Source organism: Desulfosporosinus burensis (genome assembly GCF_054657535.1).
In genome coordinates, this window is record NZ_BAAHYN010000022.1 from 21,979 (window position 1) to 40,608 (window position 18,630).

General features: G+C 40.7%; 14 protein-coding genes. 13 read left to right on the plus strand and 1 reads right to left on the minus strand.

Going from position 1 to position 18,630, the window contains the following annotated elements; genetic code table 11:
- Positions 1 to 51: 51 nt before the first annotated feature.
- The 13 genes from ACYQ3Q_RS26250 (at position 52) to ACYQ3Q_RS26310 (ending at position 17,005) form a co-directional block, all read left to right on the plus strand.
- Positions 52 to 999 (plus strand): NAD(P)-dependent oxidoreductase, encoded by a 948-nt coding sequence (locus ACYQ3Q_RS26250; RefSeq protein ID WP_459931367.1) that lies wholly within the window; start codon positions 52 to 54, stop codon positions 997 to 999.
- 604 nt (positions 1,000 to 1,603) lie between these two features.
- Positions 1,604 to 2,836 (plus strand): FAD-dependent oxidoreductase, encoded by a 1,233-nt coding sequence (locus tag ACYQ3Q_RS26255; RefSeq protein ID WP_459931368.1) that lies wholly within the window; start codon positions 1,604 to 1,606, stop codon positions 2,834 to 2,836.
- A 4-nt stretch (positions 2,837 to 2,840) separates the two neighbouring features.
- Positions 2,841 to 5,060, plus strand: coding sequence for a hydrogenase iron-sulfur subunit (locus tag ACYQ3Q_RS26260; RefSeq protein WP_459931369.1), 2,220 nt, complete (start codon positions 2,841 to 2,843; stop codon positions 5,058 to 5,060).
- A gap of 189 nt (positions 5,061 to 5,249) precedes the next feature.
- Positions 5,250 to 6,416 carry a (Fe-S)-binding protein gene (locus ACYQ3Q_RS26265; protein ID WP_459931370.1) on the plus strand — a complete coding sequence of 389 codons (1,167 nt, stop codon included), beginning with the start codon at positions 5,250 to 5,252 and terminating at the stop codon, positions 6,414 to 6,416.
- Positions 6,417 to 6,708: 292 nt separating this feature from the next.
- On the plus strand, positions 6,709 to 7,875 hold the full coding sequence (gene sat, locus ACYQ3Q_RS26270) for a sulfate adenylyltransferase (protein WP_459931371.1): 1,167 nt from the start codon (positions 6,709 to 6,711) through the stop codon (positions 7,873 to 7,875).
- A gap of 85 nt (positions 7,876 to 7,960) precedes the next feature.
- Complete coding sequence (gene aprB / locus ACYQ3Q_RS26275; protein WP_459931372.1) at positions 7,961 to 8,398, plus strand: adenylyl-sulfate reductase subunit beta; 438 nt, start codon at positions 7,961 to 7,963, stop codon at positions 8,396 to 8,398.
- Positions 8,399 to 8,437: 39 nt separating this feature from the next.
- The gene (gene aprA, locus ACYQ3Q_RS26280) at positions 8,438 to 10,327 is read left to right on the plus strand and encodes an adenylyl-sulfate reductase subunit alpha (RefSeq protein WP_459931373.1); all 1,890 of its coding nucleotides are present in this window, start codon (positions 8,438 to 8,440) and stop codon (positions 10,325 to 10,327) included.
- Between the two features lie 294 nt (positions 10,328 to 10,621).
- Entirely contained in the window at positions 10,622 to 10,966 is a 345-nt protein-coding gene (locus ACYQ3Q_RS26285) for a YlbF/YmcA family competence regulator (protein WP_459931374.1), read from the plus strand.
- Between the two features lie 228 nt (positions 10,967 to 11,194).
- Entirely contained in the window at positions 11,195 to 11,584 is a 390-nt protein-coding gene (gene tnpA, locus ACYQ3Q_RS26290; protein WP_459929449.1) for an IS66 family insertion sequence element accessory protein TnpA, read from the plus strand.
- Positions 11,577 to 11,933: an IS66 family insertion sequence element accessory protein TnpB gene (gene tnpB, locus ACYQ3Q_RS26295; RefSeq protein ID WP_459929448.1), complete on the plus strand. Its 357-nt coding sequence runs from the start codon at positions 11,577 to 11,579 to the stop codon at positions 11,931 to 11,933. Before tnpA ends, tnpB begins: the two co-directional genes overlap by 8 nt.
- Positions 11,934 to 12,049: 116 nt before the next feature.
- On the plus strand, positions 12,050 to 13,690 hold the full coding sequence (tnpC, locus tag ACYQ3Q_RS26300; RefSeq protein WP_459929447.1) for an IS66 family transposase: 1,641 nt from the start codon (positions 12,050 to 12,052) through the stop codon (positions 13,688 to 13,690).
- Between the two features lie 825 nt (positions 13,691 to 14,515).
- A complete protein-coding gene (locus tag ACYQ3Q_RS26305) occupies positions 14,516 to 16,321 on the plus strand; it encodes a SulP family inorganic anion transporter (RefSeq protein WP_459931375.1) in 1,806 nt (601 codons plus the stop codon).
- 141 nt (positions 16,322 to 16,462) lie between these two features.
- A complete protein-coding gene (locus ACYQ3Q_RS26310; RefSeq protein WP_459931376.1) occupies positions 16,463 to 17,005 on the plus strand; it encodes a universal stress protein in 543 nt (180 codons plus the stop codon).
- A gap of 267 nt (positions 17,006 to 17,272) precedes the next feature.
- Here the strand turns inward: ACYQ3Q_RS26310 and ACYQ3Q_RS26315 are convergent, their stop codons facing one another.
- Positions 17,273 to 18,616, minus strand: coding sequence for a sigma-54-dependent transcriptional regulator (locus tag ACYQ3Q_RS26315; RefSeq protein WP_459931377.1), 1,344 nt, complete (start codon positions 18,614 to 18,616; stop codon positions 17,273 to 17,275).
- Positions 18,617 to 18,630 lie beyond the last annotated feature (14 nt).

Sequence of the window (18,630 nt, forward strand, 5' to 3'; positions counted from 1 at the left end):
TCTTGAAATTGGCTATAATTAGGAAATAGGAATCAAACGGGGGGAGAACATATGACGTTAGCGTTAGGAAATACGGTTATTGGTTTTATTGGTACAGGGGTTATGGGTAAAAGTATGGTTGGTCATCTCTTAAAGGCTGGTTATCAAGTAGTTGTTTATAACCGCACAAAAGCAAGTGCAGAAGAATTAATCCAGAAGGGAGCTATATGGCAAGATACCGTTGCCGATTTGGCGGCCCAGAGTAACGTGATCATCTCTATGGTAGGTTATCCTAAAGATGTTGAAGAAGTATATCTGGGAGTTGACGGCATAATTAATCATGCCAAAAGTGGAACTTATTTAGTGGATATGACCACTTCAGATCCTGAGTTAGCTAATAAAATTTATGAAGAGGCTAAAGCCAAGGGAATGTACGCTTTAGATGCTCCTGTATCTGGTGGAGACATTGGTGCCAAAGAAGCACGTTTAGCGATTATGGTGGGTGGGGATGAAGAAGTCTATAATGCTATAGTACCTATTTTCAAAATTGTGGGCAAAAATATTATTCTGCAAGGAAAAGCTGGATCTGGTCAACATACCAAAATGTGTAATCAGATTGCAATTGCTTCCAATATGGTTGGGGTTTGTGAAGCGATGGCCTATGCTCAAAAGTCTGGTTTAGATCCCGAAATAGTTTTGAAAAGTATTGAATCGGGAGCTGCTGGGAGTTTTTCATTAACTAATCTGGCTCCACGAATGCTAGCGAACAATTTCGCGCCGGGTTTCTATGTTAAACATTTTATTAAGGATATGACGATTGCTCTGGAATCTGCTCGAAAAATGGGTTTGATCACCCCGGGTTTGGAACTGGCTAAGTCAATGTACGAACAATTAGCGGAACTAGGGGAAGAAGACAGTGGAACTCAAGTATTGTATAAAATGTATTTGCAAAGAGAAAAACTTAACATTGAGACGAACCATGTTGAAAGTGTCGGTCTTTACTCTTTGAAATGCCTTTAGCTGAATTTGCATACTCTATTCAGAATTACTATGGTCAGATAGCGGACATTTTGAAGAACACCATTAAATTCATTTGTACTATTGGACTTTGTAATAAATGTTGTCTTACCCATATTGAGGGAGTTTAGGTGGAGATATAGGCTAACCATAGGTTATACACAATTCCAAACTAAATCCCGCTATAGTAACAAGGACATGATCAAAGGGACAAGCTTGAATTCAGCAGTTTTCAAGAGATACGGGACGGACTTTTGATGGAATTGGCCATAGGATATGCTAATGATGGCATATTGACTTAATATGCCATCAGTGCTAATCTAATTTTAAGAAGATTGTCGGAATACTTTGTGCAAATAGTTACGTTTCGTAAAACATATAAAACTAGTCTTAATTCGATACATTCTATAGTTACTTATTTTTTTGATTGAATATGTGAAAGAAATCATATTCGCTTATCAGTCCATTTCCTTAACAATACTACGAAAGCAATTATCCTTCTATCATAAAAGTAGAAGGAATGCTATAAGGTTAGAACAAGGTAATCCTTGTTCCAACTGCCTCGGTGAACGCCGAGAGTTTATTGACATATAAGGGAGGTAGAAGGATGGCGCATAAGAGTATTTTAGTGGTCGGAGGGGGAGTAAGCGGACTTACAGCCGCTATTGAAGCTTCCGAAGCAGGAAGCGAGGTCTATCTGGTCGAACAGAAATCCTATCTAGGTGGAAGAGTAACCCAGATGAACCAGTATTTTCCTAAGTTGTGCCCCCCGAACTGCGGGTTGGAGATTAACTTTAAACGGATTAAGCAAAATCCCCGGATCAAATTCTTCACTTTGGCTGAAATTGAAAAGATTGACGGTGTAGAAGGGGATTATACAGTAACTGTTAAATCAAATCCCCGTTATGTAAAACAGAGTTGTACGGCTTGCGGGAAGTGCTCGGAAGTATGTCCAGTTGAGAGATCGAATGAGTTTAATTACGGATTGGATAAAACGAAGGCAATTTATAAAGCACATGAGTTTGCTTTTCCTATGAAGTATGTAATTGATGAAAAGGCTTGTCTGGGAGCGGAATGCGCAAAGTGTGTAACCGCCTGCCAATATGATGCCATTGAGTTAGACATGGCAGCTAAAAGTTTTAATTTGAATGTTGGTGCAATTGTCTATGCTACAGGCTGGGAGCCTTATGATGCCAAGAAAGTTGACTACTATGGTTATGGACAGCATCAAAATGTTATTACCAATGTAATTATGGAGAGATTAGCAGCCTCTAATGGCCCTACGGCTGGCAAAATTGTCCGCCCGTCGGACGGTAAAGAGGTTAAAACTGTTGCTTTTGTCCAGTGCGCTGGTTCCCGTGATGAAAATCATCTGCCCTATTGTTCTGGAGTTTGCTGTATGGCTTCACTCAAGCAAGCCACCTACGTCAAAGCAATGAATCCAGATTCTAAGGTTTATATGTTTTATATAGATGTCAGGGCGATGGGTAAACACGAAGATTTTTATACCAAAGTGCAAGATGATATTACCATGATTAAAGGAAAAGTTGGCGAGATCTCTGAGGATCCGCTAACTAAAGATTTAATCGTTCAAGTAGAGAATCAGTTGACCGGCGAAATTATGAAGGAAACCGTTGACATGGTTGTATTGGCGACAGGAATGGTACCAGCTACTTCGAATGTACCTGAGACAATAGCCATTGATGAGGATGGATTTATTCTTTCCAAACTTGGAATTTATGGCGCAGGATGTGTCAAGAAGCCGTTGGATGTTTCCTCATCGGTTAAAGATTCTACTTCTGCAGCGCTTAAAGCCATTCAATCTACGGTGAGGAGGTAGCCCAATGGATAAAAAAACAGGTGTTTATATCTGTACTGGCTGTAGTATCGGAGAATCTCTAAAAATTGAGAGCCTGTCCAAGGTTGCCACCAAGGAGGGCAAGGTTCCGGTATGTAAAACACACCCTTTTCTCTGTGGACCGGAAGGGGTTGCGCTAATCAAGAGTGACATTGAGAGTGAGGGTGTTAATACACTTCTTATAGCTGCTTGCTCCCCACGTGTCAATTACGATGTTTTTGAATTTGACTCTTCATGTATTATGGAGAGGGTAAACCTTAGAGAACAGGTCATCTGGAGCCAACCTGCTAACGATGAAGATACCCAGATGATGGCAGAGGATTATCTAAGAATGGGTCTTGCTAAGGTGAAGCATATCGATCTGCCAGTACCTTACCAAGGCGAAAATATGGTCAAAACCCTCCTAGTAGTAGGCGGAGGCTTGACAGGTATGACAGCGGCGTTAGAAGCTGCCAAAGCAGGGTACAAAGCTGTTTTAGTTGAGAAAAGCCCAGTGCTTGGTGGATGGATGAATGGCTTATTTAAACAAGCTCCTCGGAAGGCGCCTTTTACAACACCTGAAGCGGTTGATATCGCAGAGTTGGTTAGTCAAGTTGAAGCCAACCCTGATGTTACAGTATACACTGGTGCTGAAATCTTAGAAATCGCTGGTGCACCTGGCATGTTCGATGCTTCCATTAACCAAAATGGTACTACTGTTCAGGAAAGAGTCGGTTCGGTGGTTCTTGCTACAGGTGCCGTGCCCTATGATCCTACAAAGCTAGACTATCTTGGTTACGGTAAATATGAAAACGTAATCACTAGTCAAAAAATGGAAGAATTAGCTTCCAAGGGTAAAATTGTACGCCCTGACGGCAAAGAAGTGCAGAGTATTGCCTTTATCCAATGCGCTGGATCTCGCGATCAGGAACACTTGCCCTACTGCTCTGCAACATGCTGTGTGGAGTCTTTGAAACAAGCGACTTACCTAAAGGAACAAAATCCGGAAGCAAATGTCTTCATTTTCTACAAGGACATGCGAGCATCAGGTCAGTATGAACGTCTGTATCAACAAGTGCAAAAAGATGGAGGTATTTTCGTCAGAGGAGATATCAATGGTATCACCGAAGATGGCGAAAAGAATCTGCTTATTGAAGCAACGGATGTTCTATCTGGAGAAACGATCACAACCGAAGGTGTAGACATGGTTGTTCTGGCAAACGGTATGGTGCCTACCACAGCTTTTGGAGAGGATATCGCCAAGGCTGATACAGAAGAAGTCAGTAAAGAGGATGATGGTCCTAAGCCAGAATTTATTCTCAGGTCGAATCTGCTTAATCTGGCCTATCGCCAAGGACCAGAGATGCCTACATTAAAATACGGTTATGCAGATTCCCATTTTATCTGCTTCCCTTATGAAACCCGCCGGACAGGGATTTATGCTGCAGGTAGCGTTCGAGCTCCGATGGATGAGTTATCTACGATTGAAGATGCTACTGGAGCAGCGTTAAAGGCTATTCAATGTATGGAATCAAGCGCGCAAGGTGTGGCTGTACACCCTCGTGTAGGGGATATGTCTTTCCCGGATTTTGCAATGTCAAGATGCACCCAATGCAAACGCTGTACAGTAGAATGTCCTTTCGGTGCTATTAACGAAGATGAGAAATTCAATCCGTTGCCAAATCCTACGCGTTGTCGGCGATGCGGAATCTGCATGGGCGCTTGTCCAGAACGGATTATCTCCTTTAAGAATTACTCAGTACCTATGATTGGTAACGTCCTCAAATCGATTGAAGTACCTGATGAGGATGAAGAAAAACCAAGAATTCTTATCTTTGCTTGTGAAAATGATGCTTACCCAGCCTTGGATATGGCAGGTATTAATCGGCTCAAATATAATGCTTGGGTTCGCGTTATCCCACTAAGATGCTTAGGCTCCTTGAGCTTAGTTTGGATTGCTGATTCGATGTCACAGGGAATTGATGGAATTTTCCTTCTAGGCTGCAAGCATGGCGATGATTATCAGTGCCACTTCATTAAAGGAAGTGAGTTAGCCGAAATCAGGTTATCAAAAGTGTCGGAAACCTTAAACAGGCTGGATCTCGACTCTGCTCGAGTGCGAATGGATCAAGTCTCCATAACGGATTACGACAAGTTACCTGCTATGTTAGATGACTTTGCCGAGAAACTGAATGAACTGGGCCCCAACCCCTACAAAGGGTTCTAAGTAGATCTAAGGAAATAAGGTAAGGGGACACACCTCCTAATTAGATTAAACTCTAGTTTGGAGGAATGTCCCCAATAGATACACCTCTAAATAAGCCTTAAACTCCGGGTGGGAGGAATGTCCCCAGTTGATAAGGTTAAACTCCGAGTAGGGGGTATGTCCCCCATTAGATAGCAAAGGAGCAGCATTATGGATGAAATAAAAGAAATATCTCTGGAGATGAGAGAATATATTATTTCTTCAGGAGCCGAAACGCTTAACTGGTGTATGCAGTGCGGTCTCTGCACCAATCTATGTCCTTACCGACAGGTTCCCGGCGAGCTTAGCGAAGCATTTAACATTCGTAAAATGCAACGTCAAGGCCAGCTTGGTTTAGAAGGTTTCGATGATGAAGACGTTCTTTTTGCCTGTGTTACCTGTGGCATGTGTCAGTCAAACTGTCCACGGAGCGTTGAAATCATAAAAAACGTACGTTCCATGCGCAATACCATAGTTGGAGCTGGCATCTTGCCTGGACATTTACGCCCTGTAGCAGGAAGTCTTCACGCTAATGGTAACCCATGGACTGGACCTCAAGAAAAGAGAGCGGACTGGCTAGAAGGCTTGAATGTCCCAGCCTATACAGAAGACATGGAATATCTGCTCTATGTTTGCTGTACTTCGTGTTATGACACACGCAGTCAAAAGATTGCCAAGAGCGTAGTCAAACTCTTGCAACAAGCTGGAGTAAGTTTTGGAGTTCTAACGGCTGAAGAGAATTGCTGTGGTGAGACCATCCGGAAAATCGGGGATGAGGATCTCTTCACTAAACTAGCCGAATCAAATATTAAGCTGTTCAATGGAAAAGGCGTCAAGAAAATCATTACAACTTCACCTCATTGTCTATATGCTTTCAAAACGGACTACCCCGAACTGGGCGGGGAGTATGAAGTTATGCATTATTCGGAACTTCTGAGTAATCTTTTGAAAGACGGCAAACTTTCTTTACCGGGAGAACAAGCTAAAAAAATCACCTTCCATGATCCTTGTTACTTAGGACGACACAATTTGGTCTATGATGCCCCAAGAGAACTTCTCCAAGCAGTTCCTGGAGTAGAATTTGTCGAGTTAGATCGAGCTAAGAATAAGAGCCTTTGTTGTTCAGGTGGAGGCGGACGGATTTGGGCAGAAGTACCCTTTGGCGAGCGCTTCGGCGAATTGCGAATCAATGATGCCGTGAAGCAAAATGCCGATGTTATAGTCACTGCTTGCCCTTACTGCATCACGATGCTCGATGACGCCTGTGCTGGCTTAGAAAAGGGCGATGTATTAAAAGTCATGGAAATGTCCGAATTCCTTTGTGAATCAATTAAGTAATATAGATACGACCATATACTGCCTAGTTAACAGGTAGTAAATAAGCATCAGATGTTCAGCTAACCTCATGCTAAAAGTGATCGGAATAATTATGGCTTATAGATCTGGGGTTAGCTAACTGATAACTGATATGGTGAAAAAAGGGTCAAGATTTAGTGAAAGGGGGGATGCCAGAAACAATGTTTATGCAGTGTATCGTCCAGCAAATTATTGTTGGTAGTGAGCAGGATAAACACCAGTTTCTGTAGAAGACTCGCAATCATTATTAAATTAATTGAAGGAGGATAAGACGATGTCAAAACTAGTACCACCGCATGGTGGAAAGTTAACACCGGTATTACTCCCTGAGTCACAAAGAGCAGATGCTTTAGCAAAAGCTAAAACATTGCCTGTGATTCGCATGACTTCTAGAGAAACTTCTGACCTATTAATGATTGGGATGGGTGCATTCAGCCCATTGACAGGGTTCATGGACAAAGCTAATTATGAGAGTGTTGTAGAAACAAAACACTTGACCAATGGTTTAGCATGGCCTCTCCCGATTACATTATCCGTTACTCCTGAACAAGCTGAAACTCTTAAGGTAGGCATGGAAGTAGCTTTAGTGGATGATGAAACCGATACTTATTGCGGTATCTTAACGGTTAGTGATAAATATGAGTATGACAAAGTCAAAGAATGCAAAGCTGTTTTCTTTACAGATGATGCTGCCCATGATGGTGTTGTCAAAGTTATGGCTCAAGGGAGTATCAATGTTGGTGGTGAGTTGGTAACCTTTAGCCAACTCGGCTACGCTTCTAAATACGGCGATTACTACGCTACCCCTGCTCAAACCAGAGCGATCTTTGATGAGAAGGGCTGGGCGACTGTTGCAGCTTTCCAAACACGGAATCCGTTGCACCGTTCTCATGAATTCCTATGCAAGATGGGAAATGAAATCTGTGATGGACTGTTCATTCACCCAATCGTAGGAAAACTTAAAGAGGGCGATATTCCGGCTGAAACACGTCTGGAATGTTATGAAGTTCTCTTGAAAAATTATTTCAATGAGAAAAATGCTGTGATGAAAGTTTATCCGATGGAAATGCGTTATGCAGGACCTAGCGAAGCTATTCTTCACTCCATTTTCCGCCAAAACTTTGGTTGCAGCCACATTCTAGTGGGTCGTGATCACGCAGGTGTAGGCGATTATTATTCCGCATATCAGGCACAAGAAATATTTGACTTATTCAAACCAGGCGAGCTTCTCTGCCAGCCTATTAAAGTGACAGCAGCTATGTTCTGTACAAAATGCGATGGTATGACTACAGAAAAAACCTGCCCGCACGGTAAAGAAGATCATCTGAAAATTAGCGGCACTAAGTTAAGAGCAATGTTAGCAGCTGGCGAACTTCCCCCAGGCAACTTCAGTCGTCCAGAAGTCTTAAAGATTCTGCTCAAATACTACGCTTCAAAGTAAGCTTAAGTTCGGTTGAAAATTAAACAAGAGAGATATCTCTCTTGTTTAATTTCAAAAAAATATATGAATGATGGAGGTAAAACGAATGCCAAGTTTTGTAATTGCAGAAAAGTGTGACGGATGTAAAGGGCAAGACAAAACAGCTTGCATGTATGCATGCCCAAATGACCTGATGATGTTAAACAAAGAAGTAATGAAGGCTACAAACCTTGATCCTAGCCAATGCTGGGAGTGCCTATGCTGTGTTAAGGCTTGCCCTCAGCAAGCAATGGACGTTCGCGGCTATGCTGACTTTGTACCACTAGGAGCATCGGTTACTCCTCTCCGTGGTTCCGACAGCATCATGTGGACTGTTAAATTCCGTAATGGCATGACTAAACGCTTTAAATTCCCAATTCGTACTACCGAAGAAGGTTCCGCAGTTCCCGATGCTGGTTATGAAGTAACCACTGACATTAACAGTCACGAGCTGTATACCGAACCTGCTTCAATGCATATGCCAGTATGGACCTATAAAAAGTAAGCTCTTGAAATAAGGGAATAAATAGGGAGGTTAAAATCAATGCCAATGAACTTTGAAACAGTAGAAGTAACTACCGACCTTCTCATTATTGGAGGCGGAATGGGATCCTGTGGCGCAGCTGTCGAAGCTGCTTACTGGGGCAAAAAACACGGACTTAAAGTAACCTTAGTTGATAAAGCATCAATGCCACGTTCCGGTGCTGTCGGAATGGGATTGTCTGCTATTAACCTATATGTAGGACTTGCCAAAGGCAAAAATACCGTAGAAGATTATGTTAAATACGTAAAAACTGACATGATGGGGATTGCCCGTGATGACTTAGTCGCTAACATTGCGCGTCACGTTGATAGCTCCGTCCACATGTTTGAAAAATGGGGACTTCCTTTATGGAAAGATGAAGATGGCGGATATGTTCACGAGGGTCGCTGGCAATTAATGATCAGTGGAGAATCCTATAAAGTTATCGTTGCTGAAGCAGCTAAGAATGCTTTAGGTGAAGAGAACATTTATGAGAGAGTTTTCATCACTGAGCCACTCCTGAAGGATGGTAAATGCGTAGGAGCAGTCGGATTTAGCGTTCGTGAGAACAAAATCTATGTCTTCAAAGCAAAAGCTACTCTTTGTGCTATGGGTGGTACGGTTGGTGTATTCAAACCTAAATCCACTGGAGAAGGCGCTGGCCGTTCTTGGTATCCTCCGTTCTCCACAGGTTCTTCGGCGTACTTCACCATGAAGGCCGGAGCAGAAATGACCTGTCAAGAAGTTCGTTTCGTACCGATTCGTTTTAAAGATGCTTACGGTCCAGTTGGAGCTTGGTTCTTACTCTTCAAATCTCGCGCCACCAATGCATTGGGCGAAAACTACATGGAAACCCGTGTAAGTGAACTGGATAACTGGGGCAAATACGGCAAACAACGTCCAATTCCTGCTAACCTCCGTAACCACCTCGGCTTGCTTGACATCAAAGAAGGCAAAGGACCTCTCTACATGCGTACTGAGGAAGCTATCGCTAACTTAGCCAAAAAATATGAAGATGATGCTAAAGCCTTCAAGAAAAAGATGAAAGAGCTCGAGAATGAAGCATGGGAAGATTTCCTCGATATGACGATTGCTCAAGCTTTACTCTGGGCCGCTACCAACGTTGAGCCTGAAGTTAGATCTTCTGAAATCGCAGCTACCGAGCCATACTTCATCAGTTCTCACTCCGGTTCTTCCGGTGCCTGGGTATGTGGACCAGAAGACCTTTCCGGTGGAACAGACTATTTCTGGGGTTATGCTCAAATGACCACAGTACCTGCACTCTTTGCTGCTGGAGACGCCACCGGTGCTTGCCCTCACAAGTTCTCGTCAGGAACCCATGCTGAAGGTCGTATCGCAGCTAAATCTGCCTGCAAATATATCTTAGAGAACAACACACTGACTGAAGCTGATCCTGCGGTTATCGAAGCTGTAAAAGCTGAGATCGTCAAGCCGCTCGAAATCTTCGAAGCACACAGTGGCTTCAGCACAGATCCTGAAGTTAACCCCAATTACATTATGCCTAAGCAATTCATGTATCGTTTACAAAAACTCATGGACGAGTATGTTGGTGGAGCTAACGTATTCTTCAACATGAACTCAGCTTCCTTGACTCGTGCAGCAGAACTGTTCGAGTTCCTCAAAGAGGACTCCCAAAAATTAGCTGCTAGAGATCTTTATGAACTGTTGAGAGCTTGGGAAAACAAACACAGATTATGGCAAGCTGAATCTCACCTGCGCGCTGTAACCTTCCGTGAAGAAACACGTTGGCCTGGATACTACTTCAGAACAGACAAGCCAACCCTTGACGAAGAGAACTGGCACTGCTTTGTTAACATGAAGTGGGATCCTAACACAAATGAATGGTCAGTCTTCAAAAAGCCTGTTATCGATATGTTCGGTGTTGACTAATACAAGAGTTTTCATTCAGATATTTAGCAAAATAGTCTATAATAATCTGAAATAGTCTAAAAACTTATTCAATGGGGGATGGATGCCAATTCTAGCTATGTCTACAAATAGGAATTGGTATCCTTCCCCGACTTTGGACATCGTAAGCATGCTTATTAAAAACATAGCAGGCTTACGATGTTTAACTCAAATGTAAATTCTCCTTTAAAATTTTAGGGGTAATAAATGGACAAGATATATTTGTTGGATTACACTTGAACGAATATTATAGTAATTTAAAGGAGGAATATAGTAATGGATAACGAGGAACTCATGCAAAAGAGTATTGAACTTGGTAAAGCAATCGCATTGACTGAAATATACAAGGAATTTAAACAGGCTGAGTATGAACTTTTTCATAACCCTGAAGCTCGCAAATTAGTAGAAGATCTACAAAGAAAGAAACAAGAATACCAAGGTAAGCAAATGGCTGGCATTGAATTAACTGAAGAGGAAAAGAATGCCATGCAAGATCTTGAGAAGTCGTGTATCAGGAATCGTCAGGTACTTCATTCTAATACTGCTAACACAAATTTTCAAGAGTTTATGGAGAAAATCTCGGCTAATATTAAAATCGGAATTAAGAGTGTGGAAAAATAGTTAGATTGTAAAATCTACTACTGACCATGATTCAAGATATGATAATTATATGTTTAAAGAGTGAAATATGAAAGACTCGCAAGGGAGATCGAAAGTAAACGGTAAATAATGAGTACCTGTCTTAAAATTACTTGTCATGTTAACCTTGAATATATGAATCTCTAAAAACTTGAGAACTTCTAACAGTTTTTCAAGTACTAGAAAAACTATAATCAAGGAGCTGTGCGTATGGACAGTAAAGTGAAATCATTAACTGCTCAGTATCGTTATGATAAGTGGGTTGCTATCATTTCAGAACACAATGCCAGTGGATTAGGCATCAGAGATTGGTGCCGGCAGAATAACGTAAAAGAAACATCTTATTATTATTGGCTTAAGAAAATCCGTCACTCTATCGTCGAATCCATTGATCAAGATGATAGAAATGGTGAGGTCTCTTTTGTTCCAATGCTATCACAACCGAAAACAAACGAATTAAGTCATGTTAAAAATGTTAAAGCTAACTCAACAGGTCAACCAGAAGTTATTATCAAACTCGGTGAAATTACCATCGAGTTTGGAAATCAAACATCGCAAGAGCTAATCTTAAATGTGCTCAGGGGCCTTAGAAATGTTTAATAGTGCCTCTGGATTTGATCAAATCTATATCGTCTGTGGTTACACCGATTTGAGAAGTGGAATAGATGGGCTAAGCGCCCTTATTCAGCAGAAGTTTCAGCTTAATCCCTTCCAAAATGTACTTTTTCTGTTTTGCGGAAGAAGAACCGATCGAATCAAGGGACTGGTATGGGAAAATGACGGTTTTCTAATGCTCTATAAACGTCTTGAGAACGGACAATTCCAGTGGCCACGTACTGAAGAAGCTGCTCGAAACATTACCTTACAACAATTTCGTTGGTTGACAGAAGGTCTCACACTTGACCCCAAGAAAAAGGTTCATCAATCTTCTCCAAAACGCGCAATTTAGCCAAAATACCTGTGGATAAAACGATTTAAAAATGTTAAATTTTAAACTTTTCCACAATTTTAAAAGCAAGCTCATTCCTTCTGTACACTGCATCTTCCGTGTGATAAAGTGAAATCATGGAGAAAAAATTGACCGAAAAACAACTAACTGACTATAGTAAGGAAACCATCGTAACCATGTACATGGCACTTCAGGAAATCACAGAATCCTTAAAGAAAACCAGTGACATGCAGCAGGAGCAGATGAATGTCCTTAACAAAAAGATCGATTTGTTACTGGAACAAGTCGCCCTGGCCAATCAACGACGTTTTGGCAGATCGAGTGAGAAGATCGTTTTAGATGGTCAAATGGAGCTTTACTTCAACGAAGCTGAAGCCATTGTTGACGCTAACGAATCGATCACTGAGCCTGAGCTAGACGAGGTTTATTCAAAACCGACTAAGCGCAAAAAGCAAAAGGGAAAACGCGAAGCAGATCTTAAAGACTTACCTATCAAGGTCCTCCATCATGAAATGAGTGAACTTGAACTAAAAGAGATCTTTGGTGACAAATGGCGTAGGCTACCAGACGAAGTTTATAAAAGACTTGCTTTTCATCCAGCGACTTTTGAAGTGGAAGAACACCACGTCGCTGTTTATTGTGGCGCAGATAATCAGACCATTGTGCGTGCGAAACGCGATAAAGATCTTCTTAGAAACAGCATCGTGACGCCGTCGCTACAGGCGGCGATCTTTAACAGCAAGTATATCAATGCACTACCGCTTTATCGATTGGAGCAAGAATTCAAGCGACATGATGTGAACATTTCTAGGCAGAACATGGCAAACTGGACGATCCAGTGCAGTGAGCGATACCTTTCTTTACTTTATGACAGAATGCATCAGGAATTACTTGAGAGTCCTGTTCTACAAGCGGATGAAACGCCCGTGAAAGTGAGTAAAGATGGCAGAGCTGCAGGAAGTAAAAGTTATATGTGGGTCTATCGCACAGGCAAAATGTACGATAAACAACCAATCATCTTGTATGAATACCAGCGAACCAGAAAGGCAGACCATCCCCGAACGTTCTTAAAGGATTACTCTGGGGTGCTCGTGACAGACGGATATCAGGTTTATCACACGCTGGAAAGTGAACGTGAAAATCTGACGGTTGCAGGTTGCTGGAGTCATGCTCGAAGGCGCTTTGCAGAAGTTGTGAAAGCCCAAGGCGAAGAAAAAGCCAAAGGCACCCTAGCCTATGAGGCTTTAAAGCAGATAGCTGCCATCTATAAACTTGACAATGACCTTTCAGAGTGCTCAAATGAGGAGCGCGTACGGCAAAGGCATCTCATCGTGAAGCCTCAGGTGGAGGCCTTCTTTGCATGGACAAAATCACAGGTTAATGAAGTCCCTGAAAAATCTGAAACGGGCAAAGGTCTTTTATACTGCCTTAATCAAGAGCGCTATTTAAAAGTATTTCTTGATCATGGGGATGTACCACTTGATAACAATGCTACGGAATCGGTGATAAGAGGCTTTTGCATTGGAAAACATAACTGGCACTTAATTGACACGATCAATGGTGCTAAAGCGAGTGCCATCGCTTACAGCATTGCTGAGACTGCTAAGGCCAATAATCTTAAGCCGTATCAGTACTTCAAACATCTACTGAGTGAGATCCCAAAGCATGAAGATGATACAAACTTATCTTTTCTTGAAGATTTGTTGCCTTGGTCAGGTAAGCTACCGGAGGAATGTAAAAAACAGACTAATCTATAATTCACAACGGACCGTCATTTGACGGTTTTTGTTTACTCTATGACGCACTATTTACCGTTTACGATCGAAACCTACTTGTGAGTCTTTTTTATGTGTTCAGATCACTAATGTGTTTGGTCGTGAACCTAATAAATTAAGAGAATGCCTATTAATGGGCTTGAAGATATTTTTCGGGTATGCACTTATATAATTATGTCTTGCACTTAAAACTGTGATTGTACTATTACTTACTATTGAATTACGAGGGATTGATTCTCTCATAGTGGCGTTAATGAACGAAGAATGGCAACTATTGTAGAAACTGATTGTGCGACGATAGGATTGTTTAATGGTTACCATATTGACTAGGAATAACATCAGTGCTACTCTAAATTTAGAGAAATAACATTTATATACTACTAGGATAGATTGTGCATTATGTTACGTACAAGACTGAATCAATTGATGTTCTATCTGTCCAAGAGGGGTAGTAACTAAGTAATATGAGCAGTTAGCAGCTGGAGGTGGTGCCAGATCATCCGATTATATTACAATAGTTTGAGAGGAATGTCTCATAGTCCCGCTAGAGAGGTAGATAATTTAAGGACTGAAAGTACAAAAGAATTATGGGATAATTAGTGAAAAGAATTTCTTTCATTTAATCCAATGCATTCTGTACTTTATTGTTCTTTCAGATGAATATCGGGTGAATGAGTGTTTTGTTCTCTAATGGTTGTCTTTCATTCGTAGCTATTAAATTCGGTAATGAAAATATATATGTTCAATGTTAATGTTAGCCATAGATAAATATTGTAGCAAACATTGATTCTGAAAGGTGGGGTTCAATTGTACTTAACAAGATTTAAATATATTCCTTTAATTGGGACTTTGGGGAACTATAAAAAGGAGTATTTTAGTAAAGACTTAATTGCGGCATTGACAGTGGCTGTAGTAGTTATTCCACAGTCTATGGCTTATGCACTGATTGCGGGTGTTAACCCAGTTTATGGTCTCTATACTGCAATCGTATCCACAATTATTGCCTCAGCCTTCGGAAGCTCGAAACACGCGATTGCTGGTCCAACTAATGCTATCGCTTTGCTCGTTGCTGGTAACATGAGTAAATATATGGGACTAGATAATGCCTATGAAATGCTTTTTCTGATGACTTTTATGGTGGGTGTTTTGCAAATCCTTTTTGGAGTCATAAAGCTCGGTAAAGTAATTAACTTTGTGTCGCACTCAGTCGTTATTGGTTTTACAGCTGGTGCTGGTGTCTTAATTGGGCTTGGACAGCTGAGTACACTTTTGAGTATATCAATTAAAGATTCTTCGCATATGTCCACAATGCAGAAGTTTTATTATGTAATTACCCATTTAAGTGAAACTAATTATTACGCACTCGGAATAGGTCTGATAACTATGGCTATAATCATAGTCTGTAAAAAAATTAGTAAGAGTCTGCCTGGTGCATTAATAGGAATTATTGTTACAATATTACTCATTGTCACTTTTTCACTGGAACAGAAGGGTGTTAAACTTACGGGTTTTATTCCTTCCTCTCTACCTCCCTTTAAAATGATACAATTCGATTTTGTTGCCATGCAAAATCTTTTCGGAGGAGCTTTAGCTATAGCGATCATAGGACTTGTAGAAGCTATCGCAATCTCAAAATCAATTGCCACTACTTCACGGCAAAAAATTGATGCTAATCAAGAATTTATTGCCCAGGGCCTTGCCAATGCAGGTGGCTCATTCTTCCAAGCTTTTGCTGGTTCTGGTTCATTTACGCGTTCAGCCATCAATTATCAAAGTGGTGCAGTTACTAGAATCGCTGGAATGTTGTCAGGTGTGATTGTTGCCCTTGTCCTATTGTTTTTCGCCCCATTTGCCAAATTTATTCCTAATCCTGCCCTAGCGGGTGTGATCCTAGTCATTGCCTATAACATGGTTGATAAAAAAGAAATCAAGCATATTGTAAAAGCAGGTAAATTTAAGTCTGATTCCATTGCTATGTGGGCAACCTGTTTTGCTACAATCTTAATGCCGCACCTTGATCTTGCAATATATTCCGGAATTGCATTATCCATTGCTTTATATCTGAAAGACACTAATAAAGCTCCTATGAAAATTTTAATCCCATCCCAGGTGAATACCTCTCAAATTATTGAGAAGGAAATTAAATCGGTTAAGTCAAAAGTAGATATTTTAATTATCCAATTGGAAGGAAATCTTTACTTTGGCTCATCCGAGGATCTTCAAAGTAAGCTTGACGATTTAGTGGATAAATCGAAAGTGTTCATCCTCAGGATGAAGTATGTTGCTTCTATGGATTTAACGGCCCTGAGTTCAATTAAGATTTTTATCAGGACTGTAAAAGAAGCTGGGGGAATAGTTATCATATGTGGTGTGAAGTCAGAGCTTAACTCATTGCTTACCAATTCAAACGTTATCGCAGATGTTGGTGAGGAGAATATTTTCATGTCAGAAAATGAGATCTTCGCTTCTTCCACCAATGCCTTAGAGAAGGCAAGAGCCGCCCTTAATTGTGATGATAACGGAGAAAAATCTGCTGCATGTACTTTACTTGAGTCAGTTACCAATTTTAATGGAGGTAATAGTACAACGAACAAGAACTCCGCTTCATTATAAAACTGGATTATGAACAATTTAATAGTGGATTGTAGTGATAATCTTATAAAAAAGTGTTAAAATATTGCAATATACAGCATAGGCTGTTACCACAGTTCTAAGACTATATAAGTTAAGTAATTTTGGGAGGGGGTATTGGACATGTTAGAATCAAAGTTTAACGTTCTTCTCTATTCAGATGGATCACAACAGGCTTTGTCGGCGGCCGTTTACACTGCTAATTTGCTTAAGAACATGCCGAATATGCATCTAACTGTTGTACAAGTACAAGAAAGTGATGAAGGTTCAACGGGGGTAGAATATAATTGGAAAGATACTTGGCCAGTTAGCCCTACCACAGAGTGGATGAAACGCGTCATCGATGAATCCGACCCGGTAGCTAATAAATTATATGAGAAGATACTTACGAAAACAAATAAATTATTTCTAGAGCGCTCTGAGGATGTTGGCCACCAAGTTATATATAGCAATCCGAGTATTTCTGATTCGGTAGACGCTTTACTTGAGTATGCAGAGAAGAAACGATTTCAGTTAATAATTATGGGTACAAGAGGATTAACAACTCTAAAAGGCTTGATTTTCGGTTGTTTAGCGCATAATGTGCTGAATAGGTCCCCAATACCAGTCTTATTAGTTAAGAAGCTTCCTCAAGAATTTATTGATGAATATATCTCAGAAACTTAATTTGTAACACTTATAACTTGAATAATTTTGAATTGCGTTGAGATGCCCCATGGATAAATCCATGGGGCATCTCAGCGCAATAGGTACAATATTAACCTAGTAATAATCTCTTATTGTGGATAATGACCCAGACATCAAGAGCAGAGGGAGATATTCATAAACTCCGTCATCAGTATGGGATTAGTTTGAAGTCAAATACCCAAGTATCACTTTGGAAGAAGATTGACACAAGGGTATTTGACTTTAGACTAACATCCTCAAATTGAGCTATAATTTTAGGCCATGTTTATTCATGCGATATAGTAGGGTTGGACGAGAAATTCCAAGATATTTAGCAGCCTTGGTCTGGTTATAATTATGCTTTTCTAATGCCTTAATAAAAAGATGTTTCTCCAACTCTTCTAAGGAGAAGCCACTCTCGGGAAGATTAATAATTGGTGAAGTCTCTTCAACGATATCTAATAATTCCTTAGGCAAGTGTACGGGTTGAATCTCATTACTCTGGCAAACAATAAGGGGTCTTTCAATTGCGTTTTGAAGCTCTCTTATGTTACCGGGCCAGTCGTAGCGAGTTAAAATTTTCATTGCTTCGGCAGAAATTTTTTTACTATGAGAAGGATCAAATTTTCCTAGGAAATGATTTACGAGCAGAGGAATATCTTCCTTTCGTGATCTTAGTGGAGGCATTTTAATATGCATGACATTTAAGCGATAATAGAGGTCCTCTCTAAAGGTTCCGTTAGAGATGGCTGTGGAAAGCTCAGAATTAGTGGTGGCAATAACCCGAACATCTACCTGGATGGTTTGAGTTCCGCCGACTCTTTCAAAGCATCTTTCCTGCAGAACTCGCAATAATTTCACCTGCATACTTATTGGCATATCTCCAATCTCATCTAAAAAAATAGTGCCTTTATCAGCCATTTCAAAACGGCCCTTCTTCTTAATGGTAGCACCGGTGAAGGCCCCCTTTTCATGGCCAAATAGCTCGCTTTCCAATAATTGTTCCGGAAGTGCAGCACAGTTTACCGCCACAAAGGGCATGAAAGCACGGTTACTGGCTTTATGTATTTCAACAGCAGCCACTTCTTTACCTGTTCCACTTTCACCTGTTATCAAAACTGTGGCATTTGTTTTTGCAACCTGCTGAATTAGGAGAGCAACCTCTTTAATGGCCTCACTTTGTCCAATCATTTTACCGTATTTTTTGCCTAATTCTTGACGTAAAAAATTAAGCTCGTTCTCTAAATTAGACAAATGTAAGGCCTGTTTAACTTGGAACTTTAATTCATCAAGTTTAAAGGGCTTGGTAATATAATCTGTTGCTCCAATTTTCATGGCTTCAATCGCAGTTTCGATGGATCCGTGGGCGGTAATCATAATGACAGGAATATTTGGGTAAATACTTTTTAGTTTTCTTAGTACCTCAATGCCATCACTATCAGGTATTTTCAAATCCAATATCACTGTCGAGGGTTCAGTTTCTAGGGCCATTTCAATCCCTTGTAAACCTCTTGTTGCTGTAACAACTTGATATCCCTCATGACTTAACGCCCGCTCTAGGGCCCAGCACATTCTTTCTTCATCATCAATTACCAGAATTCTTGGTATCATAATTATCACTCCTA

Bases quoted from the DNA above. Each gene is read 5' to 3' on its own strand.
- ACYQ3Q_RS26250 (WP_459931367.1), top strand. From the start codon at position 52: ATGACGTTAGCGTTAGGAAATACGGTTATTGGTTTTATTGGTACAGGG.
- ACYQ3Q_RS26255 (WP_459931368.1), top strand. From the start codon at position 1,604: ATGGCGCATAAGAGTATTTTAGTGGTCGGAGGGGGAGTAAGCGGACTT.
- ACYQ3Q_RS26260 (WP_459931369.1), top strand. From the start codon at position 2,841: ATGGATAAAAAAACAGGTGTTTATATCTGTACTGGCTGTAGTATCGGA.
- ACYQ3Q_RS26265 (WP_459931370.1), top strand. From the start codon at position 5,250: ATGGATGAAATAAAAGAAATATCTCTGGAGATGAGAGAATATATTATT.
- sat (WP_459931371.1), top strand. From the start codon at position 6,709: ATGTCAAAACTAGTACCACCGCATGGTGGAAAGTTAACACCGGTATTA.
- aprB (WP_459931372.1), top strand. From the start codon at position 7,961: ATGCCAAGTTTTGTAATTGCAGAAAAGTGTGACGGATGTAAAGGGCAA.
- aprA (WP_459931373.1), top strand. From the start codon at position 8,438: ATGCCAATGAACTTTGAAACAGTAGAAGTAACTACCGACCTTCTCATT.
- ACYQ3Q_RS26285 (WP_459931374.1), top strand. From the start codon at position 10,622: ATGGATAACGAGGAACTCATGCAAAAGAGTATTGAACTTGGTAAAGCA.
- tnpA (WP_459929449.1), top strand. From the start codon at position 11,195: ATGGACAGTAAAGTGAAATCATTAACTGCTCAGTATCGTTATGATAAG.
- tnpB (WP_459929448.1), top strand. From the start codon at position 11,577: ATGTTTAATAGTGCCTCTGGATTTGATCAAATCTATATCGTCTGTGGT.
- tnpC (WP_459929447.1), top strand. From the start codon at position 12,050: ATGGAGAAAAAATTGACCGAAAAACAACTAACTGACTATAGTAAGGAA.
- ACYQ3Q_RS26310 (WP_459931376.1), top strand. From the start codon at position 16,463: ATGTTAGAATCAAAGTTTAACGTTCTTCTCTATTCAGATGGATCACAA.
- ACYQ3Q_RS26315 (WP_459931377.1), bottom strand. From the start codon at position 18,616: ATGATACCAAGAATTCTGGTAATTGATGATGAAGAAAGAATGTGCTGG.